A 273-nucleotide genomic window follows, 5' to 3' on the forward strand; every position below is an offset into this window, starting at 1 on the left:
GCGCAAAAGCGGGGTTTGCGGGCCATAACTAACCACCAATGTTACTTATTTGTAACCAGTGTAGTTCAGTTTTACTTTATTAGCTCCGCCCCCTTTTTCTGACCCTTTTTCTCTATTATTGTTAAAACAACGAATATCAGTAGGACAGTGAGCCTTATCAAAACTGAACTGGTGATACTAACTCACCAGACCGGTATTTTTCAGCCAGTGGAATTGCTCGTTCGAAGTACTCTTGCTGAATAATGGGAATAAATTCCATTCGGTCACCTCGCT

At 41.8% G+C, this 273-nt stretch carries 1 protein-coding gene; it reads right to left on the bottom strand.

Annotated features, from left to right (window positions below; all coding sequences use genetic code 11):
• Positions 1–157 precede the first annotated feature (157 nt).
• On the bottom strand, positions 158–273 hold a 116-nt coding region (locus R0J87_RS20415; protein ID WP_498888540.1), incomplete at its 5' end, for a DUF6990 domain-containing protein.

Source organism: Halomonas sp. SIMBA_159 (assembly GCF_046536035.1).
Taxonomy (GTDB): domain Bacteria; phylum Pseudomonadota; class Gammaproteobacteria; order Pseudomonadales; family Halomonadaceae; genus Vreelandella; species Vreelandella venusta_A.